Annotated in this window: 15 protein-coding genes; 9 read left to right on the forward strand and 6 right to left on the reverse strand. The window is 64.5% G+C overall.

Going from position 1 to position 15,341, the window contains the following annotated elements:
* Window positions 1–339 precede the first annotated feature (339 nt).
* Genes ACZ9GA_RS07630 through ACZ9GA_RS07645 form a run of 4 tightly spaced genes read left to right on the forward strand, consistent with a single transcriptional unit; the run spans window position 340 to window position 3,815 of the window.
* Window positions 340–948 carry a paraquat-inducible protein A gene (locus ACZ9GA_RS07630; protein ID WP_457363269.1) on the forward strand — a complete coding sequence of 203 codons (609 nt, stop codon included), beginning with the start codon at window positions 340–342 and terminating at the stop codon, window positions 946–948.
* The gene (locus tag ACZ9GA_RS07635) at window positions 945–1,559 is read left to right on the forward strand and encodes a paraquat-inducible protein A (RefSeq protein ID WP_457363268.1); all 615 of its coding nucleotides are present in this window, start codon (window positions 945–947) and stop codon (window positions 1,557–1,559) included. Before ACZ9GA_RS07630 ends, ACZ9GA_RS07635 begins: the two co-directional genes overlap by 4 nt.
* Window positions 1,552–3,219: a PqiB family protein gene (locus ACZ9GA_RS07640; protein ID WP_457363267.1), complete on the forward strand. Its 1,668-nt coding sequence runs from the start codon at window positions 1,552–1,554 to the stop codon at window positions 3,217–3,219. Before ACZ9GA_RS07635 ends, ACZ9GA_RS07640 begins: the two co-directional genes overlap by 8 nt.
* 5 nt (window positions 3,220–3,224) lie before the next feature.
* A complete protein-coding gene (locus tag ACZ9GA_RS07645; protein ID WP_457363266.1) occupies window positions 3,225–3,815 on the forward strand; it encodes a PqiC family protein in 591 nt (196 codons plus the stop codon).
* 235 nt (window positions 3,816–4,050) lie between these two features.
* On the opposite strand, the gene ACZ9GA_RS07650 is transcribed toward ACZ9GA_RS07645, so the two are convergent.
* Window positions 4,051–4,434: a winged helix-turn-helix transcriptional regulator gene (locus ACZ9GA_RS07650; protein ID WP_457363265.1), complete on the reverse strand. Its 384-nt coding sequence runs from the start codon at window positions 4,432–4,434 to the stop codon at window positions 4,051–4,053.
* 87 nt (window positions 4,435–4,521) lie between these two features.
* On the opposite strand from ACZ9GA_RS07650, the gene ACZ9GA_RS07655 reads away from it, so the two are divergent.
* Window positions 4,522–5,367 carry an SDR family oxidoreductase gene (locus tag ACZ9GA_RS07655; protein ID WP_457363264.1) on the forward strand — a complete coding sequence of 282 codons (846 nt, stop codon included), beginning with the start codon at window positions 4,522–4,524 and terminating at the stop codon, window positions 5,365–5,367.
* Window positions 5,368–5,371: 4 nt separating this feature from the next.
* On the opposite strand, the gene ACZ9GA_RS07660 is transcribed toward ACZ9GA_RS07655, so the two are convergent.
* From ACZ9GA_RS07660 to ACZ9GA_RS07670, 3 genes are all read right to left on the reverse strand, one after another.
* Window positions 5,372–6,301: an AEC family transporter gene (locus tag ACZ9GA_RS07660; protein WP_457363263.1), complete on the reverse strand. Its 930-nt coding sequence runs from the start codon at window positions 6,299–6,301 to the stop codon at window positions 5,372–5,374.
* A gap of 314 nt (window positions 6,302–6,615) precedes the next feature.
* Entirely contained in the window at window positions 6,616–6,927 is a 312-nt protein-coding gene (locus ACZ9GA_RS07665) for an RcnB family protein (protein WP_457363262.1), read from the reverse strand.
* Between the two features lie 183 nt (window positions 6,928–7,110).
* Window positions 7,111–7,935, reverse strand: a complete 825-nt coding sequence (locus ACZ9GA_RS07670) for an HDOD domain-containing protein (protein ID WP_457363261.1) — start codon at window positions 7,933–7,935, stop codon at window positions 7,111–7,113.
* A gap of 295 nt (window positions 7,936–8,230) precedes the next feature.
* On the opposite strand from ACZ9GA_RS07670, the gene hppD reads away from it, so the two are divergent.
* Window positions 8,231–9,319, forward strand: coding sequence for a 4-hydroxyphenylpyruvate dioxygenase (hppD, locus tag ACZ9GA_RS07675; protein WP_457363260.1), 1,089 nt, complete (start codon window positions 8,231–8,233; stop codon window positions 9,317–9,319).
* 149 nt (window positions 9,320–9,468) lie between these two features.
* Here the strand turns inward: hppD and ACZ9GA_RS07680 are convergent, their stop codons facing one another.
* Together ACZ9GA_RS07680 and ACZ9GA_RS07685 are read right to left on the reverse strand one after the other, a co-directional pair.
* Window positions 9,469–10,245 carry a CSS-motif domain-containing protein gene (locus ACZ9GA_RS07680; protein ID WP_457363259.1) on the reverse strand — a complete coding sequence of 259 codons (777 nt, stop codon included), beginning with the start codon at window positions 10,243–10,245 and terminating at the stop codon, window positions 9,469–9,471.
* A 124-nt stretch (window positions 10,246–10,369) separates the two neighbouring features.
* Window positions 10,370–11,272 (reverse strand): AraC family transcriptional regulator, encoded by a 903-nt coding sequence (locus ACZ9GA_RS07685; protein WP_457363258.1) that lies wholly within the window; start codon window positions 11,270–11,272, stop codon window positions 10,370–10,372.
* 182 nt (window positions 11,273–11,454) lie between these two features.
* Between ACZ9GA_RS07685 and ACZ9GA_RS07690 the strand changes: the two genes are divergently transcribed.
* The 3 genes from ACZ9GA_RS07690 (at window position 11,455) to ACZ9GA_RS07700 (ending at window position 15,044) form a co-directional block, all read left to right on the forward strand.
* Window positions 11,455–12,507 carry an NAD(P)-dependent alcohol dehydrogenase gene (locus tag ACZ9GA_RS07690; protein ID WP_457363257.1) on the forward strand — a complete coding sequence of 351 codons (1,053 nt, stop codon included), beginning with the start codon at window positions 11,455–11,457 and terminating at the stop codon, window positions 12,505–12,507.
* Window positions 12,508–12,987: 480 nt separating this feature from the next.
* Window positions 12,988–14,370, forward strand: a complete 1,383-nt coding sequence (locus ACZ9GA_RS07695) for an ATP-binding protein (RefSeq protein WP_457363256.1) — start codon at window positions 12,988–12,990, stop codon at window positions 14,368–14,370.
* A complete protein-coding gene (locus ACZ9GA_RS07700) occupies window positions 14,367–15,044 on the forward strand; it encodes a response regulator (RefSeq protein ID WP_457363255.1) in 678 nt (225 codons plus the stop codon). Before ACZ9GA_RS07695 ends, ACZ9GA_RS07700 begins: the two co-directional genes overlap by 4 nt.
* Window positions 15,045–15,341: the final 297 nt, after the last annotated feature.

The raw sequence follows: 15,341 nt of genomic DNA on the forward strand, positions 1-15,341 counted from the left end.
GGACCGCCCTGTTGGCACCTACACAGATCGGCAGTGAACCACCAATGCGGTCCCGGGAGATATCACTGGCATAATTGGCCCGAAACAAACGGTAGGAGCGGACCGTGTCCGCGAAGCGCCGCGCGGGCGGCGCGCGATCTAATGGGCACCCCAAAACCATCGACATGCACATGGGCACCCCTAAACCATCGACATGCCCATGGCCACCCCAAAACAATGGACATGCACCTGCCACCCCCAACCCCCGAACCCGCGCAATTGTATATGTATCCTACGCTGAACTAGACGCCGCCCTGCCATTCAAACGAAAATGCCGCTCCTATCCGTATCAAAGCACCCATGAACAACCCCGACTGGATCATCTGTGAGCATTGCGACTCCGTCTACCAGCCCACACCGCTGGTCAAGGGCGAGAAGTCCTGCTGCACCCGCTGCGGCGCCGTGCTGGACCGGGGCGGGCACATGAGCACTCAGCAGTTGCTGGCGCTGTCGATCTGCGCCGCCATCGTCTTCTGCTTCGCCAACGTCTTCCCGGTCATCTCCATCAGCCTGCAGGGCCTGAGCAATGAAGCCACCCTGTGGCAGTCGGTTGAGGCCCTGGCCCAGGGACGTATCAGTGTGATCGCCGCGGTCGCCGGGCTGACCATCATCCTGGCGCCGATGATGCAGATCATCCTGCTGTGCTGGGTGCTCAGCTTCGCCGTGGTCGGCACCGCCGCCCCTGGCTTCAAGGCCTGCATGCGCGCCCTGGAGCACCTGCGCCCCTGGAGCATGCTGGAGGTGTGCCTGCTGGGCATACTGGTGGCCATCGTCAAGTTGGGCGGCATGCTCGATGTGCACCCGGGGCTTGGCCTGTGGGCGCTGGGCATGCTCACGGTGCTGATCATCCTGATCTCGGGCAAGGGTATTCGCCGGTTGTGGCAAGACCTGGAAGGGGTGATCCCGTGAGCCTGCCGCCCTATGCCCACGAGCTCAAGCTGGTGCTGTGCCATACCTGTGGCCAGGCCTGCAGTGAAGGCGTCCACTATTGCCCGCGTTGCGACTCGGTGGTGCACCGACGCAAGCCCGAAAGCCTGGCGCGCACCTGGGCGTTCCTGATTGCCAGCCTGATCTTTTACATACCGGCTAACCTGCTACCGGTGATGTACACCAACATGTTCGGCAGCGGCAGCGAAAACACCATCATGAGTGGCGTGATGGAGTTCTGGGAGGGCGGGTCATGGGACATCGCCCTGCTGATCTTCATCGCCAGCATCGCCGTGCCGTGCATGAAATTCGTGGTGCTGGGCACCTTGCTCATCACCTGCCAGCGCCGCAGCCAGTGGGCCATGCGCGAGCGCTCCAAGCTTTACCGGTTTATCGAGATCATCGGTTACTGGTCCATGCTCGACGTACTGGTGGTGGCCCTGGTGGCAGCCCTGGTGCAGTTCCATTCGCTGAGCACTATCGAGCCGCGGCTGGGCATTCTGTTTTTTGGTTTGGTGGTGGTGCTGACGATGTTCGCCGCCATGAGTTTTGATCCCCGGCTTATCTGGGACGCAGAGGTTGAAGATGCCTGAACACCCGAGTTCCACCCTCACGCCTTCGAGCCCCGAGATCCGGCGCCGACGTTTCAACGTCTCGCTGGTCTGGCTGGTGCCGATCGTGGCCGCGCTGATCGGCCTGTCGATGGTGGTGCACAAGGCCCTGTCGGCCGGGCCGCAGATTGTGGTCAGCTTCCTCACGGCCGAAGGCCTGGAAGCCAACAAGACCCAGGTCAAGTACAAGAACGTGGTGATCGGCAAGGTCACCGCCATCACCCTCAGCGAAGACCGCAGCCACATCGATGCCACCATCGACCTGGACCAGTCGGCCAAGGCCTTCACCGTCCGCGATGCACGCTTCTGGGTTGTGCGCCCGCGCATCGGCGCCGGCGGCGTGTCGGGTGTCGATACCTTGCTGTCCGGCGCCTTCATTGGCGCCGACCCTGGCAACGCCGAAGAGACCGAGAAAAACTTCACCGGCCTGGAAAACCCACCCGCCATCACCTACGGGCAGAAGGGCAAGCGCTTTACCCTGCACACCGCCGACCTGGGCTCGCTGGACATCGGTTCGGCCGTCTATTACCGCCGCATCCAGGTGGGGCAGGTGGTGTCCTATCACCTGGCCGATGACGGCAAGGGCGTGGACGTCGACGTCTTCATCAACGCCCCCAACGATCAGTACGTGCGCAAGGACAGCCGCTTCTGGAACGCCAGCGGCGTGGACGTCAGCCTGGGCGCCAACGGCCTGAAGGTGAACACCCAGTCGGTGGCCTCGATCCTGTCGGGCGGCATTGCCTTCGTGGAGCCCAACTACAGCGCCGACAAGACCCAGGCCGAGGAGGGCGGCGAGTTCACCCTGTTCGACGACCAGGAAACCGCCCTGGCGCCGCCTGATGGTGAGGCTCGCTACGTGCAGATGCGCTTCGACCAGTCCCTGCGTGGCCTGGCGGTGAACGCTGCCGTGGAGTTCCTGGGTGTCAACGTGGGCAAGGTGGTGTCGGTGGACCTGGACTATGACGCCAAGACCGAGACTTTCCCGACCGTGATCGGTGCGGTGATCTACCCCAACCGCCTGGGCAAGGCCCATGAAAAACTGCTGGCGCAGATGGGTGGTGAGGATGATGCCAAGGGCGCGCTGCTGATGAGCCAGTTCGTCAAACACGGCCTGCGCGCCCAGGCCCGCAGCGCCAACCTGCTGACCGGCCAGTTGTACATCTCGCTCAACTTCGTGCCCAACGCCAAGCCCGTGGCCTTCGACATGAGCGCACGGCCAATGATCATTCCAACCGTGCCAGGCAGCCTCGACAAGCTGCAGGAGCAACTGCAGGCCTTCGTCGACAAGCTGAGCAAGGTGCCGATCGACCAGATCGCCGACAACCTCAATGGCAGCCTGGGCCAGCTGAACAAGACCCTGGAAAACGTCAACGGCCAAGTGCTGCCGGAAATGCGTGACACCCTGGTACAGACCCGCAAAACCCTGGCCACCGCCAACGACAGCTTCGCCGAAGATTCGCCGCAGCGTCAGCAACTGGGCCAGGCCCTGGATGAAGTGCAGCGTACGGCGCGCTCGGTGCGCGTGCTCACTGACTTCCTGGGCCGTCATCCGGAGGCGCTGATCCGTGGCCGCATCAAGGACGGCAAACCGGACGCCTACCAGCCGGCCACATCGACCTCTCGCGAAATTGAACAGGAATGAGCGCCATGACCCGACGTTCCCTGGCCTTGCTGGCCACCCTGGGCCTGGCGGCCTGCAGCTCGGCGCCGACCCATTACTACACCCTGGTGCCGACTGCGCCGCAAACTGCGGCGCCCGTGCCGGCGCCGGCGTTCCAGTTCGAGATGCTCAGCGTGCGCATGCCGGTGCAGGTCGACCAGCCGCAGATGGTGGTGCGCCAGAGCACCGGCGGCCTGGCGATCCTGGAAACCGAACGCTGGGGCGCGCCCCTGGCCGACGAATTCCATGACGCCCTGGCCGGGCAGCTGGAACTGAAACTGGGCACCCGCGACCTGGCGGGGCTGCCCAAGGCCACCGACAAGCCGATTGTGTCATTGCAGACCGACGTACGCCGCTTCGACTCGCTGCCGGGGCAGTACGCCCTGATCGACGTGGTGTGGAGCCTCAGCCAGCGCAGCGACGGCCAGAAGCGCCGCAGCCTGACCTGCGCCAGCGTCATTCGTGAAGCCAGCGGCGTGGCCATGGACGACCTGGTACTGGCCCACCAGAAGGCCATTGGTCAACTGGCCAGCCAGATCGCCAAGGCGGCGAACAGCTGGGCCTGCCCCGGCGCGTAACCCAGTACCGGCCTCATCGCGAGCAAGCTTTGCTCCCACAGTGTTGGACCAACCACCGATGCAAGGCCTTGGGACTGTGGGAGCTGGCTTGCCAGCGAGCTCTTAAGGCCTCAAAGCTCGCTGGCAAGCCAATTCCCACGGTCCCAAGGCAACCACCGATGCGAGCCTCGACACTGTGGGAGCAAAGCTTGCTCGCGATGAGGCCGGTAGCAACACCCGGAGCGTCTGGGATCAGCTACGCGATTTCAGCGCTGGCCCCCCGATGCGCCATGATCTGCGGCAACGTCCGCTCGATCCAGTCCGCCAGGTCCCCCACCAGCAACGCCGCTTCCTCCCCCCACGGCGTCAGCCGATATTCCACATGCGGCGGCACCACCGGCAACGAGGTGCGCAACACCAGCCCGTCACCCTCAAGCCCTTGCAGCGTCTGCGCCAGCATCTTCTCGCTGACCCCACCAATCTTGCGCCGCAGGTCGCTGAAGCGGTGCATGCCCCCCGACAAAATCACCAACACCAACACCCCCCAACGGCTGGTGATGTGTTTCAGCACATCCCGCGACGGGCAGTTGGCGTCCATCAATTCGCCCCGGCGCGCCTGGGCAGTGAAGGAATCACTCATCGATACTTACCTTTTCGTACGTACTTACTTTTCGTAAGTCTAGGCGATAAGGTGGTTCCACTTCCATCACCTGCCAAGGAAATCTTCATGATCGCAATCACTGGTGCTACCGGTCAGTTGGGTCGTCTGGTCATTCAAGCCCTGCTCAAGCGCGTGCCTGCCGAGCAGATCGTCGCGCTGGCTCGTCACCCGGAAAAGGCCGGCGACCTGGGCGTTGCCGTGCGTGAGTTCGACTACGACCAGCCCGAAGCCATGGTGATCGGCCTGCAAGGTATCGACCGTCTGCTGCTGATCTCCTCCAGCGAGTTGGGCAAGCGCGCCGCCCAGCATCAGGCGGTGATCAACGCGGCCAAGCAGGCCGGCGTCAAGCTGCTGGCCTACACCAGCGTGCTGCACGCCACCGGCTCGGCCCTGGGCCTGGCGGCCGAGCACCAGCAGACCGAGCAGGCGCTGGCCGCCAGCGGCGTGCCGCACGTGTTGCTGCGCAATGGCTGGTACCACGAAAACTACAGCGCCGGCGTGCCCGCAGCCGTGGCCCACGATGCCTTGCTGGGCAGCGCGGGGGAGGGCCGCATCGCCTCGGCCGCCCGTGCCGACTACGCCGAAGCCGCTGCCGTAGTGCTGACCACTGACGGTCACGTGGGCAAGACCTATGAGCTGGCCGGGGACAGCAGCTACACCTTGACGGAACTGGCCGCCGAGATCTCCCGTCAGGCTGGCAAGGCCGTGCCCTACAACAACCTGCCGGAAGCCGAATACAAAGCGGTGCTGGTGCAAGTGGGCCTGCCCGAGCCGATCGCCGAACTGCTGGCCAACTCCGACGCGGCGGCCGCACAGGGCGCGCTGTTCGATGACAGCAAGGTCCTGAGCAGCCTGATCGGTCGCCCCACCACGCCGTTTGCCGACGCGGTGGCGGTGGCCCTGAAAGGCTGAGGCGTCAGCCGTTGATGATGTACAGGCAGATCGACAGGGTCACCAGCGAGCCCAGCGTGGAAATCAGGATGGTGCTGGACACCACCGACGCCTCGCGCTTGTAGTACTCGGCCAGCATGAACGGCCCGGTGCCGGTGGGCAGGGCGCTGAGCAACAGCGCCGAATGTGCCCACAGCGGCGGCAGGTGGAACACCTTGTAGGCCAAAAACCAGGTCAGCAACGGGTGCGCCACCAGCTTGATCAGCACTAGCAGCGAGGTCCCTTCACGGGGGCCTTGCTGTTTCTGCGCCAAAAACAGCCCCAGGGAAATCAGCGCGCAGGGCGTGGTGGCCGCGCCCAGCAGGCTCAGAAACTTGCTGGCCGGGGCCGGCAGCGGCGCACCGGTCATGGCCCAGCAGGCGCCCAGGATCGGCGAAATCACCAACGGGTTCTTCGCCAGCGCCACCAGCACCTTGAACACGATGCGATGCACCTGGGCTTCGCTCTGCAGCCCGACCTCGATGCACACCAGCGCCAGTCCGAACAGCACGCACACCACCAGCAGCGAGGCGATCAGCGCCGGCTCCAGGCCGCTGCCGCCCAGCACCATCACGCACAGCGGAATGCCGATGTAACCGGTGTTGGCGTAGGAGGCACTCAGCGCATCGATGCTGGCGTCGGCAAAGTGCCCGGCCTTCTTCCAGCGCAGTGCCAGGGTGATGAAGAACATCGCCAGGGTGCCCAGGGTAAAGGTGGCGACGAAGCCGGGGTGCCAGATCTGCTCCCAGGTGGCCGTGGCCGTGGAAGTGAACAGCAGGGCCGGGAGGCACAGCCACACCACCATGCGGTTGATTTCCGACGCAGCTGTGGGCCCCAGGCGGTTGGTGCGCCGGCAAATGAACCCCACCAGGATCAGGGCGAAAATGGGCAGCAGAACGTTGAGCACGGAAGACATGAGCAGCAAAACACCTTGTACGCCAGACCAGGCCGGCAAGGTTAGGGAAGTGAATCGTTAGCGTCCAATCTTTCTTGGCAGGGTTTGGCGTGTAAGCCAAAGCTTACACGCGCTGGTGTGGATCTCCTCTATGGCGACCCCGGGCATCTGCGTAAACTTGGATCCATCAACTGCTGCACAGGAGTGCAGCGGGATCAAGGAAGATCGACCATTGGCCCGGAGGGCTGCCGACAGGGAGTTGGATGGTCTTGAAGAAAACCCGCTTCGGCGGGTTTTTTGTTGTCTGCGAAAAAGCCCCCGCAGGGGCTTTTGGTTTAGCGTTTGACCGGTACGATCTTCTCGATGACGCTGTTGCTTAGCTGCACCAGCACATATTTATCGTTGACCCGTACCCAATGGCTCTTCTTCTCCTCCGGCGCGGACAACCCGCGAGCGTGCCAGTCCTTGACCTCTTCGGACTCGCGGCGGAAGTGGTCGGGGATCTTGTCGCCGACGTTGAACTGGCCGGTGTCGGTGCCCGGTATATGCACCGCAGGTTCTGCTGGCTCCGCTGCCTGGGCCAGGCCCGCGACGCCGCTCAGACTTGCCACCACGACCGCCATGGCGGTCCATGTCGTGATTTTCATCCTGTACTCCCGGTGATTGTGGTCGTCACAGGTTCTGACCCCGGGGCCGGCAAAACATTCCTTGCGCAGATTGCGCACCCCCCGTAGCCGCTGCCGCCAGGCTGCGCTGGCCCCATGCCTCGCCATGCATCTGCAGTGTTCATGCGGGCCAGCGCCGCCTGGCGGCAGCGGCTAAGGGGCGTTTCAGGTCAACAACTCGGCAAACGCCTTGTCCGCCTCAAGCACCGCCGGCAGGGCGGCGAACAGCGCATCCAGGTCCACCCCCTCCAGCAGCGGGCCGTTGACGGCCTGGCGGGCCTCCTCGGTATCGTCGTCATTGGCCTGCAGCGCATCGGAAATAGCGATGGCCTGGGCCACCAGGCGCGGCAGGTCACCGGGCGGCGGCGCTTGCATGGGCCGCGCCTGGAAGGCGATGGCCTGCTGGATCGACACCGGCAACTGCCAGCGCCGGGCCAGTTCAGCGCCCACTTCCGGGTAACCGAAGCCCAGGTGCAGCGTCTCGCTGGCCGCACGCCCCGAGTTGCCGGACTTGTGCGCATGGTTGATCTGCGCGGCCACCATCGGCGCGCCGGTCTGGATCAGCAGTTCGCCGATGTTGTGCATCACCCCGCAGGTGAACGCGGTTTCCGCGTCGGCCCCGGCCTGCTTGGCCAGCAAGCGGCAGATGCCGGCCACCTGGAAACTCTTGAGCCAGAACCCCTTGAGGTCAAAGTTGGCGCTGGCCTTGAAAGCCCCGGTCACCGCCGACGCCAGTACCAGCGTACGCAGGGTGTTGAAGCCCAGGCGCAGGGCCGCATCCTCGATGCTTGCCGACTCGCGGGCGCCGCGAAAGCGCGCCGAGTTGGCCAGGCGCAGGATCTTGGCGGCAATCACCGGGTCTTTCTCGATATTGCGGGCCACGCTTTCCAGGCTGGTGGAGGGGCTGTCGAACTGCTGGATCAGGTCCTGGGCCACCTTGGGAATGCTGGGCAAGCTGTGCAGATCGGCGAAGAGCGTATCGATTTCCATGGCATGACACCTGTAGTGGACGCGGTAGTCTCAACCATAGGCAATATTTGTCGGCTTGCCCAAACCGGCGGGCGAAAAAGCCGTGGGGGACAAACGCGATTACGCGTTGTAGAATCAATTTACGCATACAAGAATAAACCGGCGGGGAAGAGTCCACATGAAGCGACTCGGGTTCAAACTGATTTTCGGCGATTTTCTCGCTCGCAGCGTGCGCGGCATTCCCTGCGCGCCACCTCGTTCACGTGCCTGACGCAACGACACTTTTCGTTATCCGTGCACTGCCGAGGAGCCAATCATGGCCGACATCTATGACAACCCCATGGGCCTCATGGGCTTCGAGTTCATCGAATTCGCATCGCCCACCCCCAACACCCTGGAGCCGATCTTCCAGATCATGGGCTTCACCCGCGTGGCCGAGCACCGTTCCAAAGACGTGCACCTGTACCGCCAGGGCAGCATCAACCTGATCCTCAACAACGAGCCGCACAGCGTGGCGTCCTACTTTGCCGCCGAGCACGGCCCGTCGGTGTGCGGCATGGCCTTTCGCGTGGCCAATGCCCACAAGGCCTACGCCCGGGCGCTGGAGTTGGGCGCGCAGCCCATCGAGATCCCCACCGGCCCCATGGAGCTCAACCTGCCGGCCATCAAGGGCATCGGCGGCGCGCCGCTGTACCTGATCGACCGCTTTGGCGAAGGCAGCTCCATCTACGACATCGACTTCAACTGGCTGCCTGACGTCGACCGCCACCCGGAAGGCGCGGGCCTGAAGATCATCGACCACCTGACCCACAACGTCTACCGCGGCCGCATGGCCTACTGGGCCGGTTTCTACGAGAAGCTGTTCAACTTTCGCGAAATCCGCTACTTCGACATCAAGGGCGAATACACCGGCCTGACCTCCAAGGCCATGACCGCCCCGGACGGCATGATCCGCATCCCGCTCAACGAGGAATCGTCGCGCGGCGCCGGGCAGATCGAAGAGTTTTTGATGCAGTTCAACGGCGAGGGCATCCAGCACGTGGCCTTCCTCACCGACGACCTGATCAAGACCTGGGACGCCCTGAAGGCCATCGGCATGCGCTTCATGACCGCACCGCCCGACACCTACTACCAGATGCTGGAAGGTCGCTTGCCTGGCCACGGCGAGCCGGTGGGTGAACTGCAGGCCCGCGGTATCCTGCTGGATGGCTCGTCGCAGCCTGGTGATCAGCGCCTGTTGCTGCAGATCTTCTCGCAGACGCTGATGGGGCCGGTTTTCTTCGAATTCATCCAGCGCAAAGGGGACGACGGTTTCGGCGAGGGCAACTTCAAGGCACTGTTCGAATCCATCGAACGCGACCAGGTGCTGCGCGGTGTGCTTGATACCCATACGGCCGATACCTGACGCCGCTGCGGCTACGGATTACCACGTAGCCGCTGCCGCCAGGCTGCGCTGGCCGGCGTGAACCCTGCAGATCTTCAGTGGGGCACAGGACCAGCGCAGCCTTCGGCAGCGGCTACAGGCTGCGCGGGCCGCCATCAGGCCTGCGGTGTTTACCGAGGCCGGCGATACAACCAATGGCACACGCCCCCGGTCAGCACCCCCAGCAACAACAGCCCCCCCAGCGTCGCAAACCCATGCTTCTTCAACTCACGCCAACTGTGCCCCACCGGGTAGCCGGTATGGACCCGATACCCGTGCCGCTGCGACACCAGCAAGGTGTGATGTTCCGGATGATCCGGGATCTCGCCGCCTTCAACGCTGCCATTGCTCCACAAAAAGGCATTGCCTACCTCCAGCACCAGGGTTGCGTCTTCCTCGATCTGCTCCAGCGCCCTGGCCAGGGTACGACCATCGATTACGGTACGCACCGCGAAGGCATCGTCCGCCAGACGGTACACCAGCGACGCCCTGTCGGGGGTCACCGCATTGCTGGCGCGCAGCCACAGGTGGCCATTCAGGTAATCGCCCGGGTCCACCGTGCGGTCGTAGGGGCCATAAAACGTGCTGCAGTACCCCAGGTTGTCGCGCACTAGGTTGGCTGAACGAATCAGCGGCTCCAGCGTGACTTCAGTGTGCAACTGTTGCAAAACGCTATCGCAGGGTTTTCCCGCCAGGGGGAACAGGCGAATGGCGCTCTGGGCGGCCTGATCGATGATGTTGTCGAGTTGCCGCACCGCTTCGGCGGCAATGTGGTCCGCTTCTCGCGCCAGGCTGCGCTCCACGTGCCAGTGCATCACTGCCAGGCCGCTGATGACGGGCAGCAGGCCAATGATCGTCGCCGCCAGGATGCCCGGCACCGGCGACGAGAGGAAAGGAGAGAGTTTCATGCACACGTCCTTGAGTGGGGGGAGTCAATGAATCATCCATCCAGCATAAAGGGGGTGTGTGCGGCCATTTTGTAGCCGCGATCGGCGTCAGGCGTAGGAGCTTGCGTTTAATCGTGGGGAAAATTCACAGCTCCAGCTCGGCATCCCGCGGCAGGCGTTCCTGCGCCGGGCTGCGCGAAAAGTAGCGTTTGTACTCGCGGCTGAACTGCGAACTGCTCTGGTAACCCACGCGGTGGGCCACCTGACTGACGCTGATGCCCTCGGCCACCAGCATCGAGCGCGCCTTGATCAGGCGCAGTTGCTTGAGGTACTGGATGGGCGAGGCGAGGGTGGCGCGCTTGAAGTGCTCGTGGAAGGTGGAGGCACTCATGTTGGCCCGGCGGGCCAGCTCATCGACCTGCAACGGCTGGGCGTAGTGGCTGTGCAGCCAGGTCAGGGCGGCGGCGACGCGGGCGAACTGCCCCTGTTGCTCGACCAGGGCGCGCAGCACGCCACCCTGCGGGCCACGCAGGGCGGCGAACAGCACTTCACGCAGCCGCGACGGGCCGAGGATGCGGCACGTCAGCGGATCGTGCAGGCACTCCAGCAGTCGCTCCACGGCGCAGCGCATGTCTTCGTCCAGCTCGGCACTGGCCATCGAAGAGGGTGTCTGCGCCTGATACTCGCCCGGCCCCATGGCCAGCACCAGTTCACCCAGCACCAGGCGGTCGATGGGGATGCTCACGCCCAGCAGCGGCAATTGCTCGGTGGCGAAGGTTTCATACTGGAACGGCACGGGCAGGGCCTGCACCAAGTAGTGGCCGGCGCCATATTCCAGCGAGCGCTCGCCCAGGTAGGCGATCTTGCTGCCCTGGGCGATGATCATCAGGCTGGGGTCGTAGATCTGCGGGCAGCGGGCGGCATTGCCGTGGGAACTGACCACGCGCAGGCCGTCGATGGCGGTCGGCAGGAAGCCATCGCTGTGGGCCAGCGGTTGCAGCAGGGACACCAGCCGCGCGTTGGCGTCCAGGTGGCAAGTGGGGGACATGAAGGGTTCCGCAGTAATGACGATCAGGGTGCCATGATCGCAAATTTTTGCCCGTGTGCGGCAGGTGTCGGAGGAATAGGCATGCATCGCGCAGGATCACCCATGGCCGGGCAACCCTGTAATCCGGACAATGCCGCCGCTTTAAGGGCTTCTGCCCGGTTATCGCAAAACAGGTACCCCCCATGTCCAAAGCACTCGGCTACGCCGCCCTGACCCCCACCACGCCGCTGGCCCCCCTGGCCTTCGACCGTCGCGACCCGCGCGCCAACGATGTCAGCATCGACATCCTGTACTGCGGCGTCTGCCACTCCGACCTGCACCAGGCGCGCAACGAGTGGGGCATTGCCGTGTACCCGCTGATGCCCGGCCACGAGATCGTCGGCAAGGTGACCGCCGTGGGCCCGGCCGTGCGCAACTACAAGGTCGGCGACCTGGTGGGCGTGGGCTGCATGGTCGACTCCTGCCAGCAGTGCGCGGCCTGCCGCAAAGACCTGGAGCAATACTGCCAGGCCGGCCCGACCATGACCTACGCCACCCCGGACCGCATCGACGGCACCAACACCATGGGCGGCTACTCCGACCACATCGTGGTGCGTGAAGAGTTCGTGGTACGTATCCCCCAGGGCATGGACCTGGCCGCCGCCGCGCCAATCCTGTGCGCCGGCATCACCACCTACTCGCCGCTCAAGCACCACGGCGTGGGCGCGGGCCACAAGGTCGGCATCCTGGGCATGGGTGGCCTGGGCCACATGGGCATCAAGTTCGCCAAGGCCCTGGGCGCCGAAGTGACCGTGTTCACCCGTTCGGCCAGCAAGGCTGCCGAAGCGCGCAAGCAAGGTGCTGACCACGTTATCGTCTCCACCGACGACGCGCAGATGGCTGCCGCAGCCGGTCGTTTCGACTTCCTGCTCGACACCATTCCGGTGCAGCATGACCTGAACCCCTACCTGCAGACCCTGACCTTTGATGGCGTGCACATCCTGGTCGGCCTGATCGAGCCGGTATCGCCGCCATTGCATGCGGCCAACCTGGTGCTGCAGCGCAGGGTGCTGGCTGGGTCGTTGATTGGTGGTATTGCTGAAACCCAGGAAGTGCTGGATTTCTGTGCTGAGCATGGGATTACTTGTGATATCGAGATGTTGGATATTCGCAATATCAATGAGGCGTTTGAGCGGATGTTGGTGGGGGATGTGAAATACCGTTTCGTGATCGACATGGCCACGCTGAAGGGGTGATTTCGATGGGCCTGTCTTGAGGTTTGCATCAAGGCTACCAGGGGCCCGCCTTGGGGTTTGCATCAAGGCCACCATCGAGCGCCGCCCGCGCGGCGCTTCGCGGACACGGTCCGCTCCTACCGTTTGTTTCGGGCCAGTTATGTCAGTGCCATCTCCCGGGACCGCTCTGCGGGTTCACTGCAGATCTGTGTGAATGCCAACAAGGCGGGCCCGGGAGATGCCACAGACAAAACTGGCCCGAAACAAACGGTAGGAGCGGCCTGCGGCCGCGAAGCGCCGCGCGGGCGGCGCGCGATTTAATGAACACCGCAGAACCCTCGTCTGGCACATTGAACACCGCAGAACCATCGCCTGGCACATCTGCCCCCCCCAAAAAAAACAAAATGTGCAGCAATTAAGAACTTCCACCCCCACCCCTTGCCCCCCACCCCCCAACGCGCCTTAATACACCGCATCCCCCGCCCGCCGTGTGCCGCGCCAATGAAAACCCGCCTGTCCACCAAACTCTTCCTGGCCCTGATGAGCACCATGATCCTGCTCGTGCTGGCCATGGCCTTCGCCAACGGCCTGAGCTTCACCCGTGGCTTTTTGGGCTACATCAACGAACTGGCCGAACAACGCACCCGCGCCGCCCAGCCGCGGTTCGTCGATGCCTACCGCGACCACGGCAGCTGGGAGTTTGTGCGCGGCGAACCCCATGTCTGGTTCCAGCTGGTGCGCCCCGACGCGCCCAGCGCCGACGACGTGGTGCGCTTCACGCCCATCTCCGACCTCACCGGCGCGGTGTTCCGCATCAGCCTGCTCGACGCCGACGGCCATCGCGTCATGGGCTACGACGACGTCAGCGAAGACGCCCTGCGCGTGCCCATCGTGGTCGCGGGCAAGACCGTCGGCTGGCTGGCCACCACGCCCCTGCAAAGTGTCACTGAAGCTGGCGGCGAGCGTTTCATGCGTCAGCAACTGGCCTCCAGCCTGATCGTCGCCCTGGTGGCCCTGGCGCTGGCGGCCCTGATTGTGTGGTGGGTGTCGCGGCGCCTGCTGGGCCCGGTACGGCAGGTGGCGGCGGCCACACACCGTTTGGCCGCCGGTACCTACAGCGAGCGGGTAGGGGTGGACAGTGACGACGAGGTCGGCCAACTGGCCCGCGACTTCAACCAGCTGGCGCTGACCCTGGAACGCAACGAACGCATGCGCCGCGAGTTCATGGCCGACGTCTCCCATGAACTGCGCACGCCACTGTCGGTGCTGCGCGGCGAGCTGGAGGCGCTGGAAGACGGCGTGCGCAAGCTGGACGCCGAATCGCTGCAGTCGTTGCTGGGCGAGGTGGGCATGCTCGGCAAGCTGATCAACGACTTGTACGAACTGTCCCTGGCCGACGTCGGCGCGCTGTCCTACCGCAAGCAGTCGGTGGACGTGGCCGAGACGCTGGCCCAGGGCGCTGCAATGTTCCGCGAACGCTTCGCCAGCCATGACGTGCGGCTGGAATGGCAACCGCCTCGCGGCCCCTTTCAGGTGCTGGCCGACGAAGGCCGCTTGCAGCAACTGTTCAACAACCTGCTGGAAAACAGCCTGCGCTACACCCACGCCGGGGGCGAGCTGCGTATCAGCGCCATCGCCGTCGGCGGCCGTGTGCACATCGACTTCATGGACACTGCCCCCGGCGTAGCCGCCGAATTCCTGCCGCGCCTGTTCGAGCGCTTCTACCGCAGCGAAGCCTCGCGCAATCGCGTCAGCGGCGGGGCAGGGCTGGGCCTTGCCATCAGCCACGCCATTGTCGAGGCCCACGGTGGTACCCTTGAAGCCAAGGCCTCGCCATTGGGCGGCCTGTGGCTGGCCATCGAACTGCCGTTGGAGGTCGCATGAGCGTCGAAGATACCCCCGCCCGCATCCTGGTCGTGGAAGACGAACCCAAGCTGGCGGCATTGCTGCGCGATTACCTGACGGCTGCCGGCCATCAGGTGCAGTGCCTGGCCGATGGCCTGGCGGTGCTGCCCGCCGTGCGCGCGGCCATGCCGGACCTGATCCTGCTCGACCTGATGCTGCCGGGCCAGGACGGCCTGGCCATCTGTCGGGAACTGCGTGGTTTCAGCGACGTGCCGATCATCATGATCACCGCCCGCGTAGAGGAAGTCGACCGCCTGCTGGGCCTGGACCTAGGGGCCGATGACTACATCTGCAAGCCGTTCAGCCCCCGCGAGGTGGTGGCCCGCGCCCGCGCCATCCTGCGTCGCCGCCCGCGCCAGGCCGACGACACCGGCCTGCAACTGGACGAGGCCACCTGGCAGGCGCGCTTCAACCAGGTCGACCTGGACCTGACCCCCGTGGAGTTCAGGCTGCTCAAGGCCCTCAACGAACACCCCGGCCGCGTGTTCTCCCGCGATCAACTGATCGACCGCCTGTACAGCGACCACCGCGTGGTCACCGACCGCACCGTCGACAGCCACATCAAAAACCTGCGCCGCAAGCTCGAACAGGCCGCCCCCGGCGAAGAACCGATCCAGTCGATCTACGGCGTGGGCTACAAGCTGCAATGGTAACCCCGTAGCCGCTGCCGCCAGGCTGCGCTGGCCCTGTGCCTCGCTCAACATCTTCGGGGTTCACACCGGCCAGCGCAGCCTGCGGCAGCGGCTACAACCCTTCAGACCGCACCGTCGACAGCCACATCAAAAACCTGCGCCGCAAGCTCGAACCCCGTAGCCGCTGCCGCCAGGCTGCGCTGGCCCAGTGCCTCGCCCAACATCTTCGGGGTTCACACCGGCCTGCGGCAGCGGCTACAACCCTTGAAGGTGGCGTAACCCCAGGTGCAGGCGCTATCCTCTTGGGCTTAGCCATAC

This window comes from Pseudomonas sp. TE3644 (genome assembly GCF_056278815.1).